At 41.7% G+C, this 16,925-nt stretch carries 16 protein-coding genes; all 16 read left to right on the forward strand.

Annotation, left to right across the window (positions count from 1 at the left end; all coding sequences use genetic code 11):
- Positions 1–210 precede the first annotated feature (210 nt).
- The 16 genes from AC1D7X_RS08185 to AC1D7X_RS08260 all read left to right on the forward strand — a co-directional run bounded on the left by AC1D7X_RS08185 (position 211) and on the right by AC1D7X_RS08260 (position 16,919).
- Positions 211–3,963, forward strand: a complete 3,753-nt coding sequence (locus AC1D7X_RS08185) for a WIAG-tail domain (protein ID WP_495474985.1) — start codon at positions 211–213, stop codon at positions 3,961–3,963.
- Positions 3,964–4,148: 185 nt separating this feature from the next.
- Complete coding sequence (locus tag AC1D7X_RS08190) at positions 4,149–4,955, forward strand: glycosyltransferase family 2 protein (RefSeq protein WP_495455201.1); 807 nt, start codon at positions 4,149–4,151, stop codon at positions 4,953–4,955.
- Positions 4,956–4,959: 4 nt separating this feature from the next.
- Entirely contained in the window at positions 4,960–5,847 is an 888-nt protein-coding gene (locus tag AC1D7X_RS08195; protein WP_495455202.1) for a glycosyltransferase family 2 protein, read from the forward strand.
- The gene (locus AC1D7X_RS08200) at positions 5,844–6,608 is read left to right on the forward strand and encodes a glycosyltransferase family 2 protein (protein WP_495455203.1); all 765 of its coding nucleotides are present in this window, start codon (positions 5,844–5,846) and stop codon (positions 6,606–6,608) included. The genes AC1D7X_RS08195 and AC1D7X_RS08200 overlap by 4 nt, the downstream gene beginning before the upstream one ends.
- Complete coding sequence (locus tag AC1D7X_RS08205) at positions 6,605–7,339, forward strand: sugar phosphate nucleotidyltransferase (RefSeq protein ID WP_495455204.1); 735 nt, start codon at positions 6,605–6,607, stop codon at positions 7,337–7,339. The genes AC1D7X_RS08200 and AC1D7X_RS08205 overlap by 4 nt, the downstream gene beginning before the upstream one ends.
- Before the next feature lie 130 nt (positions 7,340–7,469).
- Positions 7,470–7,757 carry a nucleoside-diphosphate sugar epimerase gene (locus AC1D7X_RS08210; protein ID WP_495455205.1) on the forward strand — a complete coding sequence of 96 codons (288 nt, stop codon included), beginning with the start codon at positions 7,470–7,472 and terminating at the stop codon, positions 7,755–7,757.
- A gap of 24 nt (positions 7,758–7,781) precedes the next feature.
- Positions 7,782–8,129 carry an alpha-helical endospore appendage domain-containing protein gene (locus AC1D7X_RS08215; protein ID WP_495455206.1) on the forward strand — a complete coding sequence of 116 codons (348 nt, stop codon included), beginning with the start codon at positions 7,782–7,784 and terminating at the stop codon, positions 8,127–8,129.
- Positions 8,126–8,428, forward strand: coding sequence for a hypothetical protein (locus AC1D7X_RS08220; RefSeq protein WP_495455207.1), 303 nt, complete (start codon positions 8,126–8,128; stop codon positions 8,426–8,428). Before AC1D7X_RS08215 ends, AC1D7X_RS08220 begins: the two co-directional genes overlap by 4 nt.
- A 1-nt stretch (position 8,429) precedes the next feature.
- Positions 8,430–8,876, forward strand: coding sequence for a hypothetical protein (locus AC1D7X_RS08225; protein WP_495455208.1), 447 nt, complete (start codon positions 8,430–8,432; stop codon positions 8,874–8,876).
- A 181-nt stretch (positions 8,877–9,057) separates the two neighbouring features.
- Positions 9,058–10,140 carry a CgeB family protein gene (locus tag AC1D7X_RS08230; RefSeq protein WP_495455209.1) on the forward strand — a complete coding sequence of 361 codons (1,083 nt, stop codon included), beginning with the start codon at positions 9,058–9,060 and terminating at the stop codon, positions 10,138–10,140.
- Positions 10,141–10,194: 54 nt separating this feature from the next.
- Complete coding sequence (locus AC1D7X_RS08235) at positions 10,195–11,295, forward strand: CgeB family protein (RefSeq protein ID WP_495455210.1); 1,101 nt, start codon at positions 10,195–10,197, stop codon at positions 11,293–11,295.
- Positions 11,296–11,368: 73 nt separating this feature from the next.
- Complete coding sequence (locus tag AC1D7X_RS08240; RefSeq protein WP_495455211.1) at positions 11,369–13,030, forward strand: glycosyltransferase family 4 protein; 1,662 nt, start codon at positions 11,369–11,371, stop codon at positions 13,028–13,030.
- Positions 13,031–13,107: 77 nt separating this feature from the next.
- Positions 13,108–14,202 (forward strand): non-hydrolyzing UDP-N-acetylglucosamine 2-epimerase, encoded by a 1,095-nt coding sequence (gene wecB / locus AC1D7X_RS08245; RefSeq protein ID WP_495455212.1) that lies wholly within the window; start codon positions 13,108–13,110, stop codon positions 14,200–14,202.
- Positions 14,192–15,178, forward strand: coding sequence for a polysaccharide biosynthesis protein (locus tag AC1D7X_RS08250; RefSeq protein WP_495474986.1), 987 nt, complete (start codon positions 14,192–14,194; stop codon positions 15,176–15,178). Before wecB ends, AC1D7X_RS08250 begins: the two co-directional genes overlap by 11 nt.
- Positions 15,175–16,002: a dTDP-4-dehydrorhamnose reductase family protein gene (locus tag AC1D7X_RS08255; protein WP_495474987.1), complete on the forward strand. Its 828-nt coding sequence runs from the start codon at positions 15,175–15,177 to the stop codon at positions 16,000–16,002. The genes AC1D7X_RS08250 and AC1D7X_RS08255 overlap by 4 nt, the downstream gene beginning before the upstream one ends.
- Entirely contained in the window at positions 15,999–16,919 is a 921-nt protein-coding gene (locus tag AC1D7X_RS08260; RefSeq protein ID WP_495474988.1) for an NAD-dependent epimerase/dehydratase family protein, read from the forward strand. The genes AC1D7X_RS08255 and AC1D7X_RS08260 overlap by 4 nt, the downstream gene beginning before the upstream one ends.
- Positions 16,920–16,925: the final 6 nt, after the last annotated feature.

Here is a 16,925-nt window from a genome sequence, read left to right on the forward strand (position 1 = left end):
TGTACTATTTATTGGGACAATTGGTATGGACGAATGTGCTTGACGAGTGAGCCTATTTATATTTCCGCTGAAACGGGGTCGTCTTTGTAGAAGAACGGTATGCCCGTTTTCATTTTACTTTTCATGAGAAAGTTTAGGCATCTGTGACAACGGCCCATGTTCCTGCATATGATGCCTATGACGAAAGACAGCAGGAAGGAGAGAACTGCTTTGAACAAACCCACGAAGAATAAGCAAAGTAAAGCCAAAAAACCACTTTATTATGTAGATAACCCGAATAAGCAGGAGCTGAGTTTTCTCGACAAGCCCAAATCGAGTCAACAACTGCATAAATCGGAAGTGACGATTCATTCTGCAACGGCTACCCCGGAGGCACCGAGTAAAGAAGTTCCACAGAATAGCGGTAGTAAGAGTCCTAAGGAAGCTTCAAATGATGTAATAGACGTTGTTGAGCTTGAAAGTGAGGAGTTATCTCTATCTCTGAGTGACCATCAACTAGAGGATAATGCGATATCTCTAGCAGAAGAGGAGGAGCTTATCCTTATAGAGCGGGAAGCGCTACTTACGGATAAACAACATCCTAATCGGAAAGTAGCCTTTATCTATGGGGATGATTTAACAGAAGGTGCGGTGACTTCAGACAAAATTGCTCCTAGAGCGATTGATGCCTCGAAAATGCAGATCCGTAGCATCCATGGTGAGTTATTGGAAGACTATGTGATCAAGAGTATCCACATTACAGATGGGGCTATTACTTCCTCAAAGATTGCTCAGGGGTCGATCAATTCAGATCATGTGGTTGACGGTTCCATTGGATTTGATAAAATCGGCGATAAATCCATTAGCGGTCAGAAATTAAAGGATGGAAGTATTACTTCTGATAAGCTAAGTGATCGTACTATTGATGCTCATAAAATCGCAGATGCTTCTATTCAAAGCAGACATCTTAGCAATATGCTTATTTCAAATGAGTTATTGCAGGATCAATCAATCACTGCAAATAAACTTCAGAATTGTGCAATTCAAGCGGTACATTTAGCAAATGATATCATTGATAACTCAAAAATGGCGGATCTGTCCATTACAGCATCCAAAATTCGTGACGGTGCGGTCACAGGAGGTAAAATTGCAGATGCCAGCATTGAAGGGAAACATCTACAAGATTACGTTATTACAGCGAATCATATAGTACCAGAAGCTATTGGGACGGATCAAATTGTACGTAACAGTATAGGATCTGAACAACTGGCTCAGGGAGCAATTCAATCGGGACACATCACGGAAGGTGCCATAGATTCCCTTCAATTAGCTCCTAGTTCTGTACAAAGTGTTCATATTCATCATGAGGCGATTGGAAGTAAACACATTGCTGAAGGAGTTGTTGATTCACATCATATTGTGGATCATAGTATTGGTTCGAAGAAAATATTGGATCAATCCATCGGAACAACGCAACTCATTGAACAGGCTGTGACTACCTCTAAAATTGCAGATCAGAGCATTATTTCAACGAAAATTATTGATGAAGCGATTCATACACGCCATCTTGCGAAGTCTTCGGTTCTAGGTACTCAGATTGCCCCTCATGCGATTACACCCATTCATCTCAATTCAGACGTGATTTTATCGGAACATGTAGCAAAATCCGTCATCACAGAGCATCATATTCAGACTGCTGCTATTACAACAGATAAGATTAAATCCGATACGATTCAAGAGTTCCATTTAGGGAATGAAGTTGTGTCAGAACGAGCATTGGGACCTAGAAGTGTTACGACTGAGAAGCTAGATCGAGGAAGTGTGACAAGCGATAAGTTAGCAGACGCTGTGATCACATCTGAGAAGATAGCAAACCAAGGTATTCAATCTCATAATATTACTCAGGGTGCGATACAAGCGTTACACTTAGATGATGATAGTGTTAGTAGTCGCGCATTACAAGAAGATTCTGTTCAAGCCTTTCATCTGGTAGACGGGGCTATCTCATCTCGACATATGCAAGAAAAGAGTATCGGTTCTACGTTACTTCAGGATCATTCGATTACTTCTGCTAAGCTTTCGGCAAACGTTGTGATAGATGAGCATATATCACCTAACGCTATTCTCTCTCATCATTTAGGGGATCATGTTGTGACTTCATTGAAGCTGTCCCCAGAAAGTGTATCCACAGAGAAACTTAGTGAATTAGCCGTAACAACTTCCAAGTTAACGGATAGGAGTGTGACTCAAGAGAAGTTGGCTCACCAATCTGTGAGTTATGAACATCTAACTCTTGAAGCCGTGCGCTCTGATAATTTAGCCGAACAGGCGGTTACGACGCGACATATTAGTCCGAAAGCTGTTGGATCGGAACAAATACAACCAACCTCTATCCTTGCCGAACATATAGGACCAGCATCGGTGGGTACAAATAGTATCCAGAATGGTGCGGTAACGAGTGATAAAATGGCCTCAGGTTCTGTAGGTGGACGACAAATTGGGATTGAGAGCATTACGGGCAAACACCTCGAACAAGAAGCGATCCATAGTTATCATTTGAGAAAAGGAATTGTTACGTTGACTCATCTGAGTGATGAGTTGAAATTGGGACAGTGGCTGCCGACAGGCAGTATTGATGGACGTAAATTGCAAGAGGATTCCCTCTCGACTTCACACTTTAAAGCGGGCGTTGTAGACAGTGACGTATTGAAAGATCAAGCTGTAAGCTCGGACAAAATACAACCAGAAGCTATCCTAACGGAGCATTTATCGAAGGAGATTGTACAAAGTGAGCATCTAAGTAATGGGTCCATTACTTCCGACCATCTTCAGGATCACGTGGTTCACTCTCACCATCTACAACCAGAATCGATATCGGATTCACATCTGCAAGCGGGACTAATCCATTCTAAACATCTTCAAGAGGGTGTCATTCTCCCCCATCATATTCATGATCAACTTATTGGTGGACGACATCTTCAACCAAGTTCTGTGAATGCTGGACATATCCAAGATGATTCGATCAACCATGCGCATATCCAAGATGCAGCTATATTTGGTAACAAACTCAGACGTCAATCTATTACGGGGTGGCATTTGGCAGCAAAGTCTGTTGAAAGGGGTCATCTAGGACCGGAGTCTGTTGGCTCGGAAGCTATTGCTGATGGTAGTATTCATGATGATAAATTAGCAGATGGGGCAGTATATGGTCCAAAAATTGCTGCACAAGGAATTCTAGGTGAACATCTGGCCTTGAATGTGGTGGATAGCAGTCATTTGGCACCCGGAGCCATAACTGCCGATTCTATAGCTGAAGCAAGTATCTATCATGAGAAATTAGCGGACGGAGCAGTACATGGCCCCAAAATTGCCGCACAAGGGATCGAAGGAGAACATTTAGCATTACAATCGGTGGATAGCAGTCATCTGGTTCCTGGAGCAATAACGGCAAAGTCTATTGCTGAAGGAAGTATTCATCATGTGAAATTAGCGGACGGAGCAGTACACGGCCCCAAAATTGCTGCACAAGGGATCGAAGGAGAGCATTTGGCATTACAATCGGTGGATAGCAGTCATCTGGCACCCGGAGCCATAACTGCCGAATCTATAGCTGATGCAAGTATCGATCATGAGAAATTAGCGGACGGGGCAGTGTATGGTCCCAAATTAGCAGCAAATTCCGTATCCATGGAGCATCTAACATTTGCGCCAGTCATTAGTAGTGGAGCACCATCGATCCAACAATTTGGGATGACTGCTTTTGTATTCATGGGTGATGAGAGTACAGTAGAGGTTAATGTGCGATTCGATCATGCATTCGATAGTATCCATTATGTCATTGTAGCGATGTGTAGTCATCCTTGCTTCTATGCGGCATTAAAGTCTCAACAAGAGGAATTTGCAGTGATTGAAGTTGTACGAAATAGTGGGAGTCGACATGGGTATGGTTTTGTTTCCTGGATCGCCGTAGGCCCATCTCTTTAAAAGTCGGTTCATATTGATGCTTGAGCGCGGGAGGTTGATTCTGCGCTTTTTTTGCGTTTGTCACGAAAATGATAGCGCAAAGCTATTGTACATGTGCCGTTACCATGGGGAAATTGTAACATAATATATGAATAGAATTAGCAATGTTATCGCTACTCATTTCGTGTTTGAGGAGGAGCTCAGCCATGAAGGACGTTCGCCGTTCTCATACAAGGCATCGGTCCCGTACACATGACAAACCTGGGGTCGTTAGAAATGATAAGTTACCTGTGGTATCTGTTATCATACCCGCTCTGAATGAACGTAGAACAATAGCCGCAGTGATAAGAGAAGCTGCTCGGGTTCATCCACGCACTGAAATTATTGTTGTTACGAATGGTTCCACGGATGGTACAGATCGGATCGCTTCTAAGCTTGGAGCTATCGTTATCCATAGTGATCAACCTTTAGGACATGATGTTGGTCGTTATGTTGGAGCGCAGAGAGCAAAGGGCAAAGTACTATTGTTTATTGACGGAGATATGGTTATCTCATCGTCTAAGTTAGTTCCTTTTATAAAAGCTGTTCTGTCTGGGGTAGATATCGCACTAAACGATTATGATGGACCCGTTCATAGAATCCCGGTACATCGTGTGATATTGTCCAAGCACGCACTGAATGTCATGTTACGGCGTGCAGATTTAAAGGGAGCATCACTTACGGCTGTGCCGCATGCTATGAGTCGTAGAGCGTTAGAAGAAATAGGAGCAGAATCCTTGTCTGTCCCCCCACTTGCTCAGACCATAGCGGCATCCAAGGGGTTGAAGATGAAGTCGGTTCACTCTATACCCGTTGGCAAATTAAATCCTCGACGTGTAAAAAGACACACAGTTGATCCATTGGAGGCAATGATTACGGGAGATCACCTTGAAGCTATTAACTGGTTACTAATTCAAAAGGGGCCTCGTGGAGGCTACTCAGATTTACATCGTAAACGGGAAAAAGTGAGGTGAGAACATGCGAGGGAGTAGAACGAGTGCCAGAACACATAGTTCGTTAAGTAGAAGAACGAGAGATCTCGAACGGACTTCCAAACGCCGATCATCAGAAAGGACGCGGAGAGAGAAAACTCGGAGAAGTGATCATTCAAGAAAAATAACTCATTCTGTTGCCGTAGTGATCTCCGTATGTAACGAAGAAAAAACGATCGGAAAAGTGTTAGAAGAGTTGGAAAAGTTACCGATCTCTCAAATTGTAATTGTATTAAATGGCTGCACAGACCATAGCTTTCAGATCGCAAGACAATGCTCTAAGGCAATCATTATTCATTATCCGAATCGACTAGGTCATGATGTCGGTCGGGCAGCAGGTACGAAATTGACAAATGCGGATATTGTCCTGTATATCGACGGGGATATTCTCATAAGTGCACATGAACTTATGCCGTTCTTGCGAGCAGTAGATCATGGCGTAGATGTTGCCTTGAACGATATCTCGGAATGGGTTCCTTCATTTGATCGACAAGATCATGTCACGCGATGTAAAAGCTTTCTGAATCGTGTATTAACTAGAGATGATCTAAAGGCAAACTCCCTGACGGCTATTCCTCATGCATTATCTCGTCGTGCGATTCAAACGGTAGGGGTGAAATCCCTAATGGTCCCCCCAAAGGCACAAGCACTAGCTATTATAAAGGGACTCCACCTAGCTGCTGTCCAGCAAGTAGATGTAGTGAATCATAATCGTGTGAGGGCTAAGAATACAGGAGCTAATAATGATGTTACTCAACTCATTATAGGAGATCATCTAGAGGCGCTGAATATGGTCATGGAAATGACAGGGAAGAGACTTCAGTTACCTACGGAGTCAAGATCTTCACTTGCGAAGCGGAGGAATCTAGTATGAGTGTTACAAGTATTATAATTCCAACGTTTAATGGATTGTCCTTACTAATCTCTTGTATAGAATCAATCCGATCACATACAGATGTACCTTACGAAGTTATTGTAGTCGATAATGGCTCACGCGATGGAACACTTGAGTATTGTCAGAAGGAGAAACTCTTATTCATCTCCCTTCCTACTAATACCGGTTACCCTACGGCATGTAATCTTGGGATGTTAGCGGCGAGTGGAGATCAGATCCTCTTGCTCAATAATGATGTTATTGTATCTCAAGGATGGCTTAATACGATGCTCAGTGCCTTATATAGTGAAGAACAGATTGGAATTGTTGGCCCGGTTGCTGCCAATGTGAACGGCGTTCAACAAGTGGAATGCCATTACTCCGATATGAATCAATTCCAGCAAATCGCTGGAGAATGGAATGTTCCGGATCGATCAAAGTGGCAGTATGCTGAACGAATTGTAGGGTTATGTTTCTTATTCAGACGAGAACTTATGGACACGATCGGTATGTTAGATGAACGATTCTCTCCAGGTCATTACGAAGACGACGATTATTGTTTCCGTGCGAAATCTCGTGGATATAAATTATTAGTTTGTGGTGATGTCCTGATCCATCATGAAGGAAGTGCCAGCTTTAAGAGAGACTATCCAGATGGGTGGCAAGGGCTGATTGATAGAAATCATCAACTTTTTATAGATAAATGGCAGGTAGACCCACATCAATTTATATTTCCTAGTAAAGGAGGAGAAGGTTCGTGAAGGGTGTCATATTGGCAGGTGGAACGGGAAGCCGTCTATTTCCCTTAACACAATTACTTAACAAACACTTACTTCCTGTCGGAAAGCATCCTATGATTTGTTATGGTATAGAACGTCTTCTCAAGGCAGGAATAACAGATATTATGATTGTATTGGGTAAACAGTCCGCAGGACTTTATACAGACTTCTTAGGAAGTGGAGAACGATTCGGTGTGTCTCTAACCTATCGAATTCAAGAAAATGCGGGTGGGATCGCACAAGCCTTGAAGCTGTCTCAAGGTTTTATCAAAGAGGGTGACCAGTTCGTAGTTCTGTTAGGCGACAATTTGTTCATGGATGACTTAACCCCATATGTTGAGCATTTTAAGAAGCAGCCGTCTGGGAGTGCAAGAGTTTTACTTAAAGCGGTGACCGATGCAGAAAGATACGGTGTTGCTGTGTTCGATCAGAATAATTCTAAGTTGATTTCTTATATAGAAGAAAAACCAACCCATCCTAAAACCCAGTTTTGTGTGACTGGAATTTATATGTATGATGATTTCGTATTTACTCTAATTGATCAAATTACTCCCTCATTAAGGGGAGAGCTTGAGATTACGGATGTTAATAATATGTATGCAAAAAGTAAAAAGTTGGAATTTGATGTTTTGCAGAAATGGTGGAGCGATGCAGGTACCTTTGATTCACTCAAAGAAGCGGGAGTTAATATGAGGGACATCTTCCCATCATAGTGTATGACATGATTAATTAAGATGAAGTTTGGTAAAAAACCGGAACTGTCTTTCTACCCCTAGCATATGCTGTACCAAGCAGACGCTGATAGGTCCGGGCATAAAGGGTTAGTGAAGGAGAGATTTAGGGATGCAACATAAAATTGATGAAATGTTAACTCATATGTCCCATTCGCAGCAGCAAATGGCCCGTGTTATGGAATCACAGCGGCATGTAACGGTTAGAATGTCGCAAATCGTGTATGACTTGCCTGATAGAGAACCTGATTTGGGTGGTCTTACTGGTATTATGGAGAATTCAAGTCTTGTAAATAAGAGTATCATCTCTTATTTACATAGCATAGCTGATCTAGAAGAAGCGATAGCTGAGAGTTTATCACTAGTCATAAAGGAAATGAGTAGTCATGAGGAAGAGTAGGCTAAATGGAAAGGCGGAGAAAACGTGAAGAGCAGAGAAGACGCCTTTTTACAAATGTTAGATGCCACCGTTAAGATGCAGTGGAATATTTCGATGATCCTTGAAGCCAAGGCGGTTGAATCAGAAAAGGTTCGTAACTGGACATTAAACCATATGCATGCAGCAGACTTCGAGTGTCATGAGGATCAAATGAAGGAGCCTTTACTCGTTCACAGTCAGCTTGTAGAAATGATTGAAGCATTAACCAAGATGGAAACGAGCCTTTGTAGCAATCTTAGAGCTGTATTAACACAAGAAGGTGGAGGTGACTCGTCCGGAGGGGGGTTCGGCGACATGATCGGCGGTGGAGATATGGGGGATTACGAGAAATGAATGGGCTAAGAGCAGAACAGGCTGCCAAGCTGGAAATGATTACGTCAATTGCACATAGTCAAGAGGCTCTTGCCCGAATCCTGGATAGTGTAGCTGATGTTTCAGCACATTCACAGTCTGCTGCTAAACAATTGTCTGAGAATATACGCTTGTTAACACAGTATCAGAGTGCTATGTGTGAGATGCTACTTGGCATCTCATTACATCGAATAAAATATGGAGCTCCTTCATCGCCCTGGTTAAATGAAGATTATTTGTCTACTTACGACGCAGCCCGAGGAGTACAGGAGGTACACTAGCATGAGCAGAAGCTCAAGATCTGGATCAAGAAGACCACTTATCTTACGTAAAGTAAGTCTTAAGCAATTGCGAGAACGGATAGGTAAATCATCGAAACATAAGTCATCAAAACGTAAAAAATCAAAACATAAAAAATCAAAGCATAGACACCACCACCATCTAACGAAATCAACAAAGAGAAGAAAAAGACATTCATCACATAGCAAGCATAGCAAGCACAGTAAGAGAAGGGATAAGAGGAGACATAAACATCATGACGAGACACGGACCGCTATAGCAGTTACACCTAATGTGGTGGAAGAGCCACAGGTTGAAATGATAACACCAGTAATTGATGTTAACGCTGCCTATAGTCAAGGTTATGATGAAGCATATAATGAAGGATTTAATTCAGGATTTGCCCAGGGATTTGAAGACGGAAACAAGTTAGGATATAACTCTCAATAATCTTTCAGTAACGCTCTTAAGACTGCATTTATGCGGTCTTTTTTAACATGTTAATACGGACAAGATTATAGGGGACAAAAGCCAATTTTCGTTTATGCAGGTTAGCCGTCCATGATGCATATGACCCTTTCGCATATAGTTATACAGACCATGGAAACTAGAGACAGATTGGGTGAAGAAAATGAGTAGAGATCATGAGTTACCTCAGGTTGATCCACATCGCTTGGGATATAAGGAAGGATATCGTCTTGGAGGATGCAAAGCCGTTATGGCACAAATTTCTCAGACGCCCTCTTCTGTTAGAGATCTAAGGATTATGTATATACCGCAAGGTTTCGAAGTGATTGATACCGGTGTGACAGAAGCACTCCGTTCCATGGTTAGAGAATGTATTGTGGTTGAAGCTGACGCTATGCTTGAGACTGCAAGACTGATTAAACCTGATGTAGTGCTTGTAATGAATGGATTACATGTGTTTCCGAGTGCACATCTCACCCATATAGATAAATTACGTGAGATAGGTATTCAAACGGCAGTATGGTTTGTAGATGATCCATATTTTTCTGATGATACAGCATTTGCAGCCTTACATTACGATTATGTTTTTACACATGAGGCCAGTTGTGTCCCTTTCTATCAGGAACTGGGGGTGGATCATGTGTACTATTTACCTTTGGGAATGAGCTCCGCGTTATTTCATCCGAAACAAACTCCGCAGGAATATCAGTATGATATTTGTTTTATCGGTAATGGTTTTTGGAATAGAGTCTCATTAATTGATCATATGGCCCCATTTCTAGTAAATAAAAAAGTATTCATTGCGGGAGGAAGCTGGGATCGGCTAACGAACAGGAAGATGCTTGGTTCCATCATTCGTGAGGGTTGGATTCCACCTGAAGATACAGTGACATATTACAATGGAGCTAAATTGGTCATCAACATGCATCGTCCATGTGATGCAGGATCAGATAATCGTAATGGGCATCACCTCATGGGCAAGTCGATCAACCCCCGTACCTATGAGATAAGTGCATGTGGCACGATGCAAATAACTGATATTCGAGAGGACCTTTCACTGTATTATCAACCTGGATTTGATATTGAGACGTTTGATTCCGTCTCTCAGCTTCAGGAGAAGATTTCGTATTATCTGGATCATGAACAGGAAAGGCAAGTGATCGCATGGAGAGGTTTAATGACCACTATGACAAATCACACGTTCTACCAGAGGTTAGAAAGGTTGCTTGAATTGATGTTCGTGTAACACAAATGAGAGCAGGGTAACATCGCGTAATGAGACGAGAAGGAGTGGAGGGTTATGGTGGAAAATTCGAGTGATGAGGCAAGAAGCAGAGGACAGGAAGCTGGGTTTAAAGGAGGGTATGATGAGGGGTATCTTCGTGGAAGAGCTCAATCGATATTAAGTATTCCACAAGAGCCCATGCCTTATCGTCCCCTACGTATTCTATATGTTTCTTCTGGTAAGGGCCTTCCATATTCCCCTTTGGATGAGGCTGTTATTCATACGTTACAGTCTATGGTAGCCGAGGTAACCGTGACGGATCCTCGACAACCGATAGCGGAAATCGCTGCTCAGATGAATCCTGATATAACAATCATGCTCGACGGAATGGAAGTACCGGTAGACCAGGTTATCTCTATTCGTCAGAAGGGCATACGGACAGCGATCTGGCTAACGGATGATCCCTATTATACAGATCGGACCTCAGAGATAGTTCTATATTATGACTATGTGTTTACTTTGGAGCTAAGTACTGTGGCTTACTATCAGCAACTGGGTTGTCCACATGTGCATTATCTCCCTTTTGGTGCATACCTAGAGCATTTCAGACCAACATCATCACTTTCTATGGTTAGAAGAAATATTAGCTTTATCGGATCGGGATATTGGAATCGCGTTGAATTTTTGAATCCAATATTACCCCAATTGATGTCTAGAAATCTAATGATTAATGGCATATGGTGGGATCGCCTTCCATCTTATGCAGAATATCAATCTCAGATTGATTTGAACAAATGGATGGGTCCTAAAGAAACAGCAGAAGTGTACAGCGGGAGTAAGATCGTATTGAATTTACACCGTTCCCATATGGACGATACCGTAAATAATAATAGTCTAAAAATTCCTGCGGTTTCTCCTAACCCACGTACTTTTGAAATATCAGCCTGTGGTGCACTACAGTTGACAGATATACGAGACGATCTAGCAAATCACTATATCCCAGGAGTGGAGATTGAGACGTATTCAAGTCAACAAGAATTAGTGGATAAAGTGGAATATTACTTAACTCATGAAGCAGAACGACGTGAGATTGCTCTGAATGCTTTAAAGCGAACGTTACGAGATCATACGTATACTCAGAGGCTCAAACAAATGCTTGCCGTTATTTTTGATTAAGAATGATATCAAAATAATAGTGAATGGGAGGTGAGTATGTACCCTGCGAGTAGCATGCAGTGGTTCAATAACTATGACTAATCCAAAACCCACGTTGCTTGTATTTTCGCATTTGTCGAATAAGAACAGTATTACTGGAGCGGAGAAGGTACTCTTATTTTTTTGCATTCAAATGATTGAATTCTTTGAATGTACTCTCGTAGTTCCTAATGATGGTAAATTATCAGAAAAGGCAAGGGAACAGGGAATAACGGTTATCATTCTACCGATTTCTTTAGCTCATGGAGTATATACGCCTAGTCTTGATTTACCTCAAGTGATCGATCATTTGAAACATAATAATGAATATGAATCTTTGAAAGAACTCATTCGTAGCCAATCGCCCGATCTTATTATTACAAATACGTGTGTTCATATTCTCCCTGCTATGGCAGCGAAGGAACTTGGTGTACCCATCATATGGAAAGTTACAGAAGTGATTACGGATAATGCATATACCTCCATTTCAGTCGATTTAATTAACCAATATAGCGATTGGATTATTGCTATTTCTGACAGTGTATCTAGTTGTTTCTCACAAGAGCTAAGACAATCGAAAATGAGCATACTTCCTCCATCCTGGAGTGAAGAGTTACTACTACATCCAGAAGTCTGGCCACAACTCCGTAATGAAAAGAGAAATACGTTAAATCTAAGTACCGAACATCGGTTAGTTGGGTACATTTCTTCCTTTATTAATCAAGAGAAGGGGCTAGATCATTTCATTGATATGGCCATAAACGTTGCACCTAAATTTCCAGAGTCGCGTTTTCTTGTTATTGGTAGTTCTATAGATGAATCTTTCCTTTACAATTGCCTTCGTAAGATTGAAGAAGCTGGAATAAGAGATAGGTTTACTTTTATACCCTTCGAAGATTCCGTACAGTCGGCTTATTGTGCAATGGACATTGTTGTTATTCCTAGTCTAATTAGAGAAGGCTTCGGAATGACTGCACTTGAAGGACTCGTGTTAGGAAAGCCAGTCGTTGCTTACGCCTCAGGTGGATTGAGTGAAATTCTGCAATTGGCTGATTGTGAAGATTATTTAGCTCCCCCGGGGGACAAGGAATCACTAGCCTCTAAAGTATGTCAGTTACTTGAGAGTCCTGATGGTGGCGCTAGTGTAGGGGCTCATGGTCAAGAGCGTGTTCATATCGCATTTGGTTTAGAAACATATCGGGAGCGTCTAAAGTCCATGGTTATTGCTTGGTTAAAACAGCGCTCTGGCTGGTTCCCTCTTATTCAAGCTCCAGAAGGCCATTTGTTACGTCTTGAGAATGGAGAATTACAGACAGTTACCGTTGATGATGTCAATCAAGTACGGGTTAGACAATTACCAGGTGAAATTATATACCAAATTCCTCAGACATCACTCCCAACCGTTCATATTTCTCAAGAGATGCTGAGCCCGATCTCTAATGTGTCAACAGAAGAAAGTTTAAGTGAAGCTGAGAAGCCTATTAGGGTACGCAGGCATAAAAAGGGTGAAGAAAGGTCCAAATCGTCAAGGAAAAGGAAGCATAGATCACACCACCGTAGGAAACATCACAGAAGAAAAATAAGAGTTAAAAAAATTCGGCTTAAAAAAATACGAATTAAAAAACTTGTGAGAAGACGGTATACATCAAAAGTTAAAAGAGCGAAATTAAGAAAAAGTAGGCACTCTCGATCAAGAGCCAGTCGATCAAGACGATAATCACCAAATGAATTAAATGAGATGAATGATTACTAATCGCATCAATGGAGTGCGGGTGTGGAAGGAGCGTAAAGAATATGAAGATTATGACGATTTTGGGTACGAGACCTGAAATCATCCGTCTGAGTCTTATTATATCGTTGCTAGATCGATATGCTACGGAACATGTACTTGTGCATACGGGGCAGAACTTCACAGTGAGTCTGAGTGATATCTTCTTCAAGGAGTTACAGATTCGAGAGCCTGATTATGTGTTTCGGGAGCAGAGAACGACACTAGGAGGACAGCTTTCAGCGATGTTTCTGCAAATGGAAGCCATCCTAGTGAAGGAAAAACCGGATAAAGTGCTTTTACTTGGAGATACGAACAGTGCATTATGCGCTATTCTAGCTGAACGAATGGGAATCCCAGTAGTCCATATGGAGGCGGGAAATCGGTGCTTCGATCTAGATGTACCCGAAGAGAAGAACCGAAAGGTTATTGATGCGATTTCTTCTATTAATATGCCTTATACGGAGCAGAGTAAGCAGAATTTACTTCAAGAGGGAGTACCTAGTCAACGGATCATCCTAACAGGCAATCCAATCTACGAAGTTATGAAACATTATGATCAAGAAATTAATCAAAGCGATATTCTGGAAAGATTGAACCTCACACCACAGCAATATTTCATCGTAACGACACATCGAGCTGAGAATGTTGACCATACCCCCCACTTGCTTGAGATTATGAAGGGATTAAATGGGATCGCCGAAGCTCATGGACGTCGCCTAATCTGCAGTATTCATCCTCGTACACGATCCCGTATATCTACTGATCTCCATATCGCTATGCATCCTCTTGTTGAGTTCTATGAACCATTTGGATTTTTTGACTTCATTAAGTTAGAGAAGTTTGCCTGCTGCGCCATTACTGATAGCGGAACAGTACAGGAGGAATGTTGCATCATGCATGTCCCTGCTGTAACGATTCGACGGACGACTGAGCGACCAGAAACGATTGATTGTGGTAGTAACGTCGTATCCGGTCTCCATGCTGACGATATACAAGGTGCTGCAAAGATGATGGTGGATCTACCAAGAAACTGGGAATTTCCTAAGGGGTATGTCGTTGAAGATGTAAGCTTAAGAGTCGTTAAATTTCTACTTGGAGGGAAGCTACATGTTCAATAATCAACGTATTTTGGTAACTGGAGGTACCGGTTCTTGGGGATATGAATTGATTAAGCAATTGTTACCGCAGAACCCCAAAGAAGTTATTGTCTACTCTCGTAATGAGTCAACCCAAGTAGCAATGAATCGTTTATTTGAGGATAAACGACTTAGCTTTTGTATCGGGGACATTCGAGATAAGGATGCGCTAACTATTGCTTGTCAGGAAGTGGATTATGTATTTCATTTGGCAGCACTAAAGCATGTTCCTGTATGTGAGGATCAACCTTACGAAGCGCTTAAGACAAATGTAGTAGGCACTCAAAATGTCATAGAAGCAGCTATTGAGAACAAAGTGAAGAAAGTTATTTATATTTCGACCGATAAAGCAGCGAATCCTTCTAATTTCTATGGGATGACCAAGGCCATTGGAGAGAAGTTAATCGTATATGCAAATCTATTACGGTCGGATACAGAGTTCGTATGTGTTCGTGGGGGAAATGTACTCGGAACGAATGGAAGTGTAGTTCATCTATTCATGAATCAGATCGAGTTTAAGAACCAAGTCCGCATTACAGATGTGAACATGACCCGATTTTTCTTGACCTTGAGGGAAGCCATTACGTTGCTGTTCAAGGCATGCGTTGAGAGTATTGGTGGTGAAATATTTGTAATGACGATGCCAACTTGCCGTATTGTGGATTTAGCAGACGTCTTAATTGAGGCTTCTGGTAAGCATGATGTAGAGATCGTTGAGGCTGGTATTCGACCTGGTGAGAAAATTCATGAAATACTAATGAGTGATTTTGAAAGTAAGACGACCGTTGTGTATGATGATCAATATTTGGTTATCCTTCCGACAGTCGATATTCCGAAGCTTAAGCTTCACTACAATAAGTATCCATTAGTTTCTTTTAACAGCTTCAGCTCAGAAGATAACTTAATGAGTAAAAAGGAAATAAAGGATATCCTCGTAGCTGGAGGGTTTCTATCATGAAGCTCCTTATTATGGGTGGAAATGGGATGGCTGGGCATATGTTAGTCGACTATTTCCGTCTGCAGGGACGTCATCAGGTATTCTACACAACGAGGAACAATTCAGATGATGGAGGGCTTATTGTTGATATGACCGATAGTCATCTAGTTGAACAACTAATAGAGATGGTTCGTCCTCATGTCATTATCAACGCAGTAGGAGTATTGAATCAAGAAGCAGAGAAGAATCCCATTGATGCCTATTACATTAATGGGATTCTACCTCATCGAATTCGTAATGTGGCAGACAACATAGGTGCAAGGGTTATGCATATTAGTACCGACTGTGTCTTCTCAGGGACAAGAGGAAGTTATACGGAGACAGATGCTCCTGATGGCATGACGGTGTATGCTATGTCTAAGGCACTTGGAGAAATTCATTCACAGGGCCATCTTACGATAAGAACATCTATTATTGGTCCAGAAATACGTGCCCATAGAATTGGCCTATTAGATTGGTTTCTGAAGCAAAAGGGCGATATCTTAGGCTATCAACAAGTATTCTGGAACGGGATTACAACACTAGAGTTAGCAAAAGCGATGGATTCCTTTCTGGAAAAGGAATTGTCAGGTCTTATTCATCTTGTGCAGTCGAAACCTATGAATAAGCACGATTTATTACTTCTATTTCAAGTAATTTGGGGTAAAAGTGATGTTCGCATTCTCCCGGACACGCAACTGACACAGGATAAGACATTAGTAAACACGCGAAAGGATCTTTATTATGAAGTTCCTTCTTATGAAATGATGCTTAAAGAATTGGAATGTTGGATGAGGACGTCATGAAGAGGCGAACGCTTCTTATTACTGGCGCATCGGGATTTACTGGAAGACATGCATGTTCGTATTTTGCACAGAAAGGTGTGAGGGTGATTGCGGTCGTTCGCAGGAAAGGTGCAATGCCTTCACAACTCCAAGTAGTTGAGCGAGTATGCGAATTAAATGATAAACAACAGGTGCAACAGCTTATTTCGCAAGAGCAACCTGATGATGTATTACATTTAGCAGGTAACAATTCTGTACCAGAATCATGGAAGCATCCATTAATGTATATAGAGACGAATGTACTTGCAACGTTATATTTGCTAGATGCTATGAGGGTTTCTCCAGAGAGCCGAATTGTTATCGTCGGCTCTCGACTTACATTCGAGTTAGATCGTTCTCCACAACCACCTCACCCTTACAGTCTTAGCAAGACTTTAGAAATGTTATCCGTACAATCATGGATGCATTTATTTAAGCAACATGTTCTGTTAGCAGAGCCTAGTAATCTAGTAGGTCCCGGCCCATCCACAGGGATATGCTCCTTATTAGGAAGACATATTGTACAGGTTGAACGTGGTCTGGTAGAGTATTCCTTCCAATTATCTTCTCCTTATGAAACACGAGATTTTCTAGATGTACGGGATGCGGTTCGTGCATATGAAGTACTCCTTACTAGTGGAACACCGGGGGAGATCTATCCTATATGTTCTGGAGTTGAACGAACATTAGGAAGTATAGCTGAACTAATGCTCCAGATGTCTGACATTTCGATTCCTCCAGAAGTCATAGAACAAATTACGAGCTCTGATTTACAGCATAAGCATATTACACATTCTCCACGATCCCAACTTGACCAATTAGGTTGGAACACAACCTTTAGTATTCATCAATCGCTTCAAGATGTTATTCAATACTATCGTGATGAGGAGAGGGAATGACATGAC

This window comes from Paenibacillus sp. Y568 (assembly GCF_059445545.1).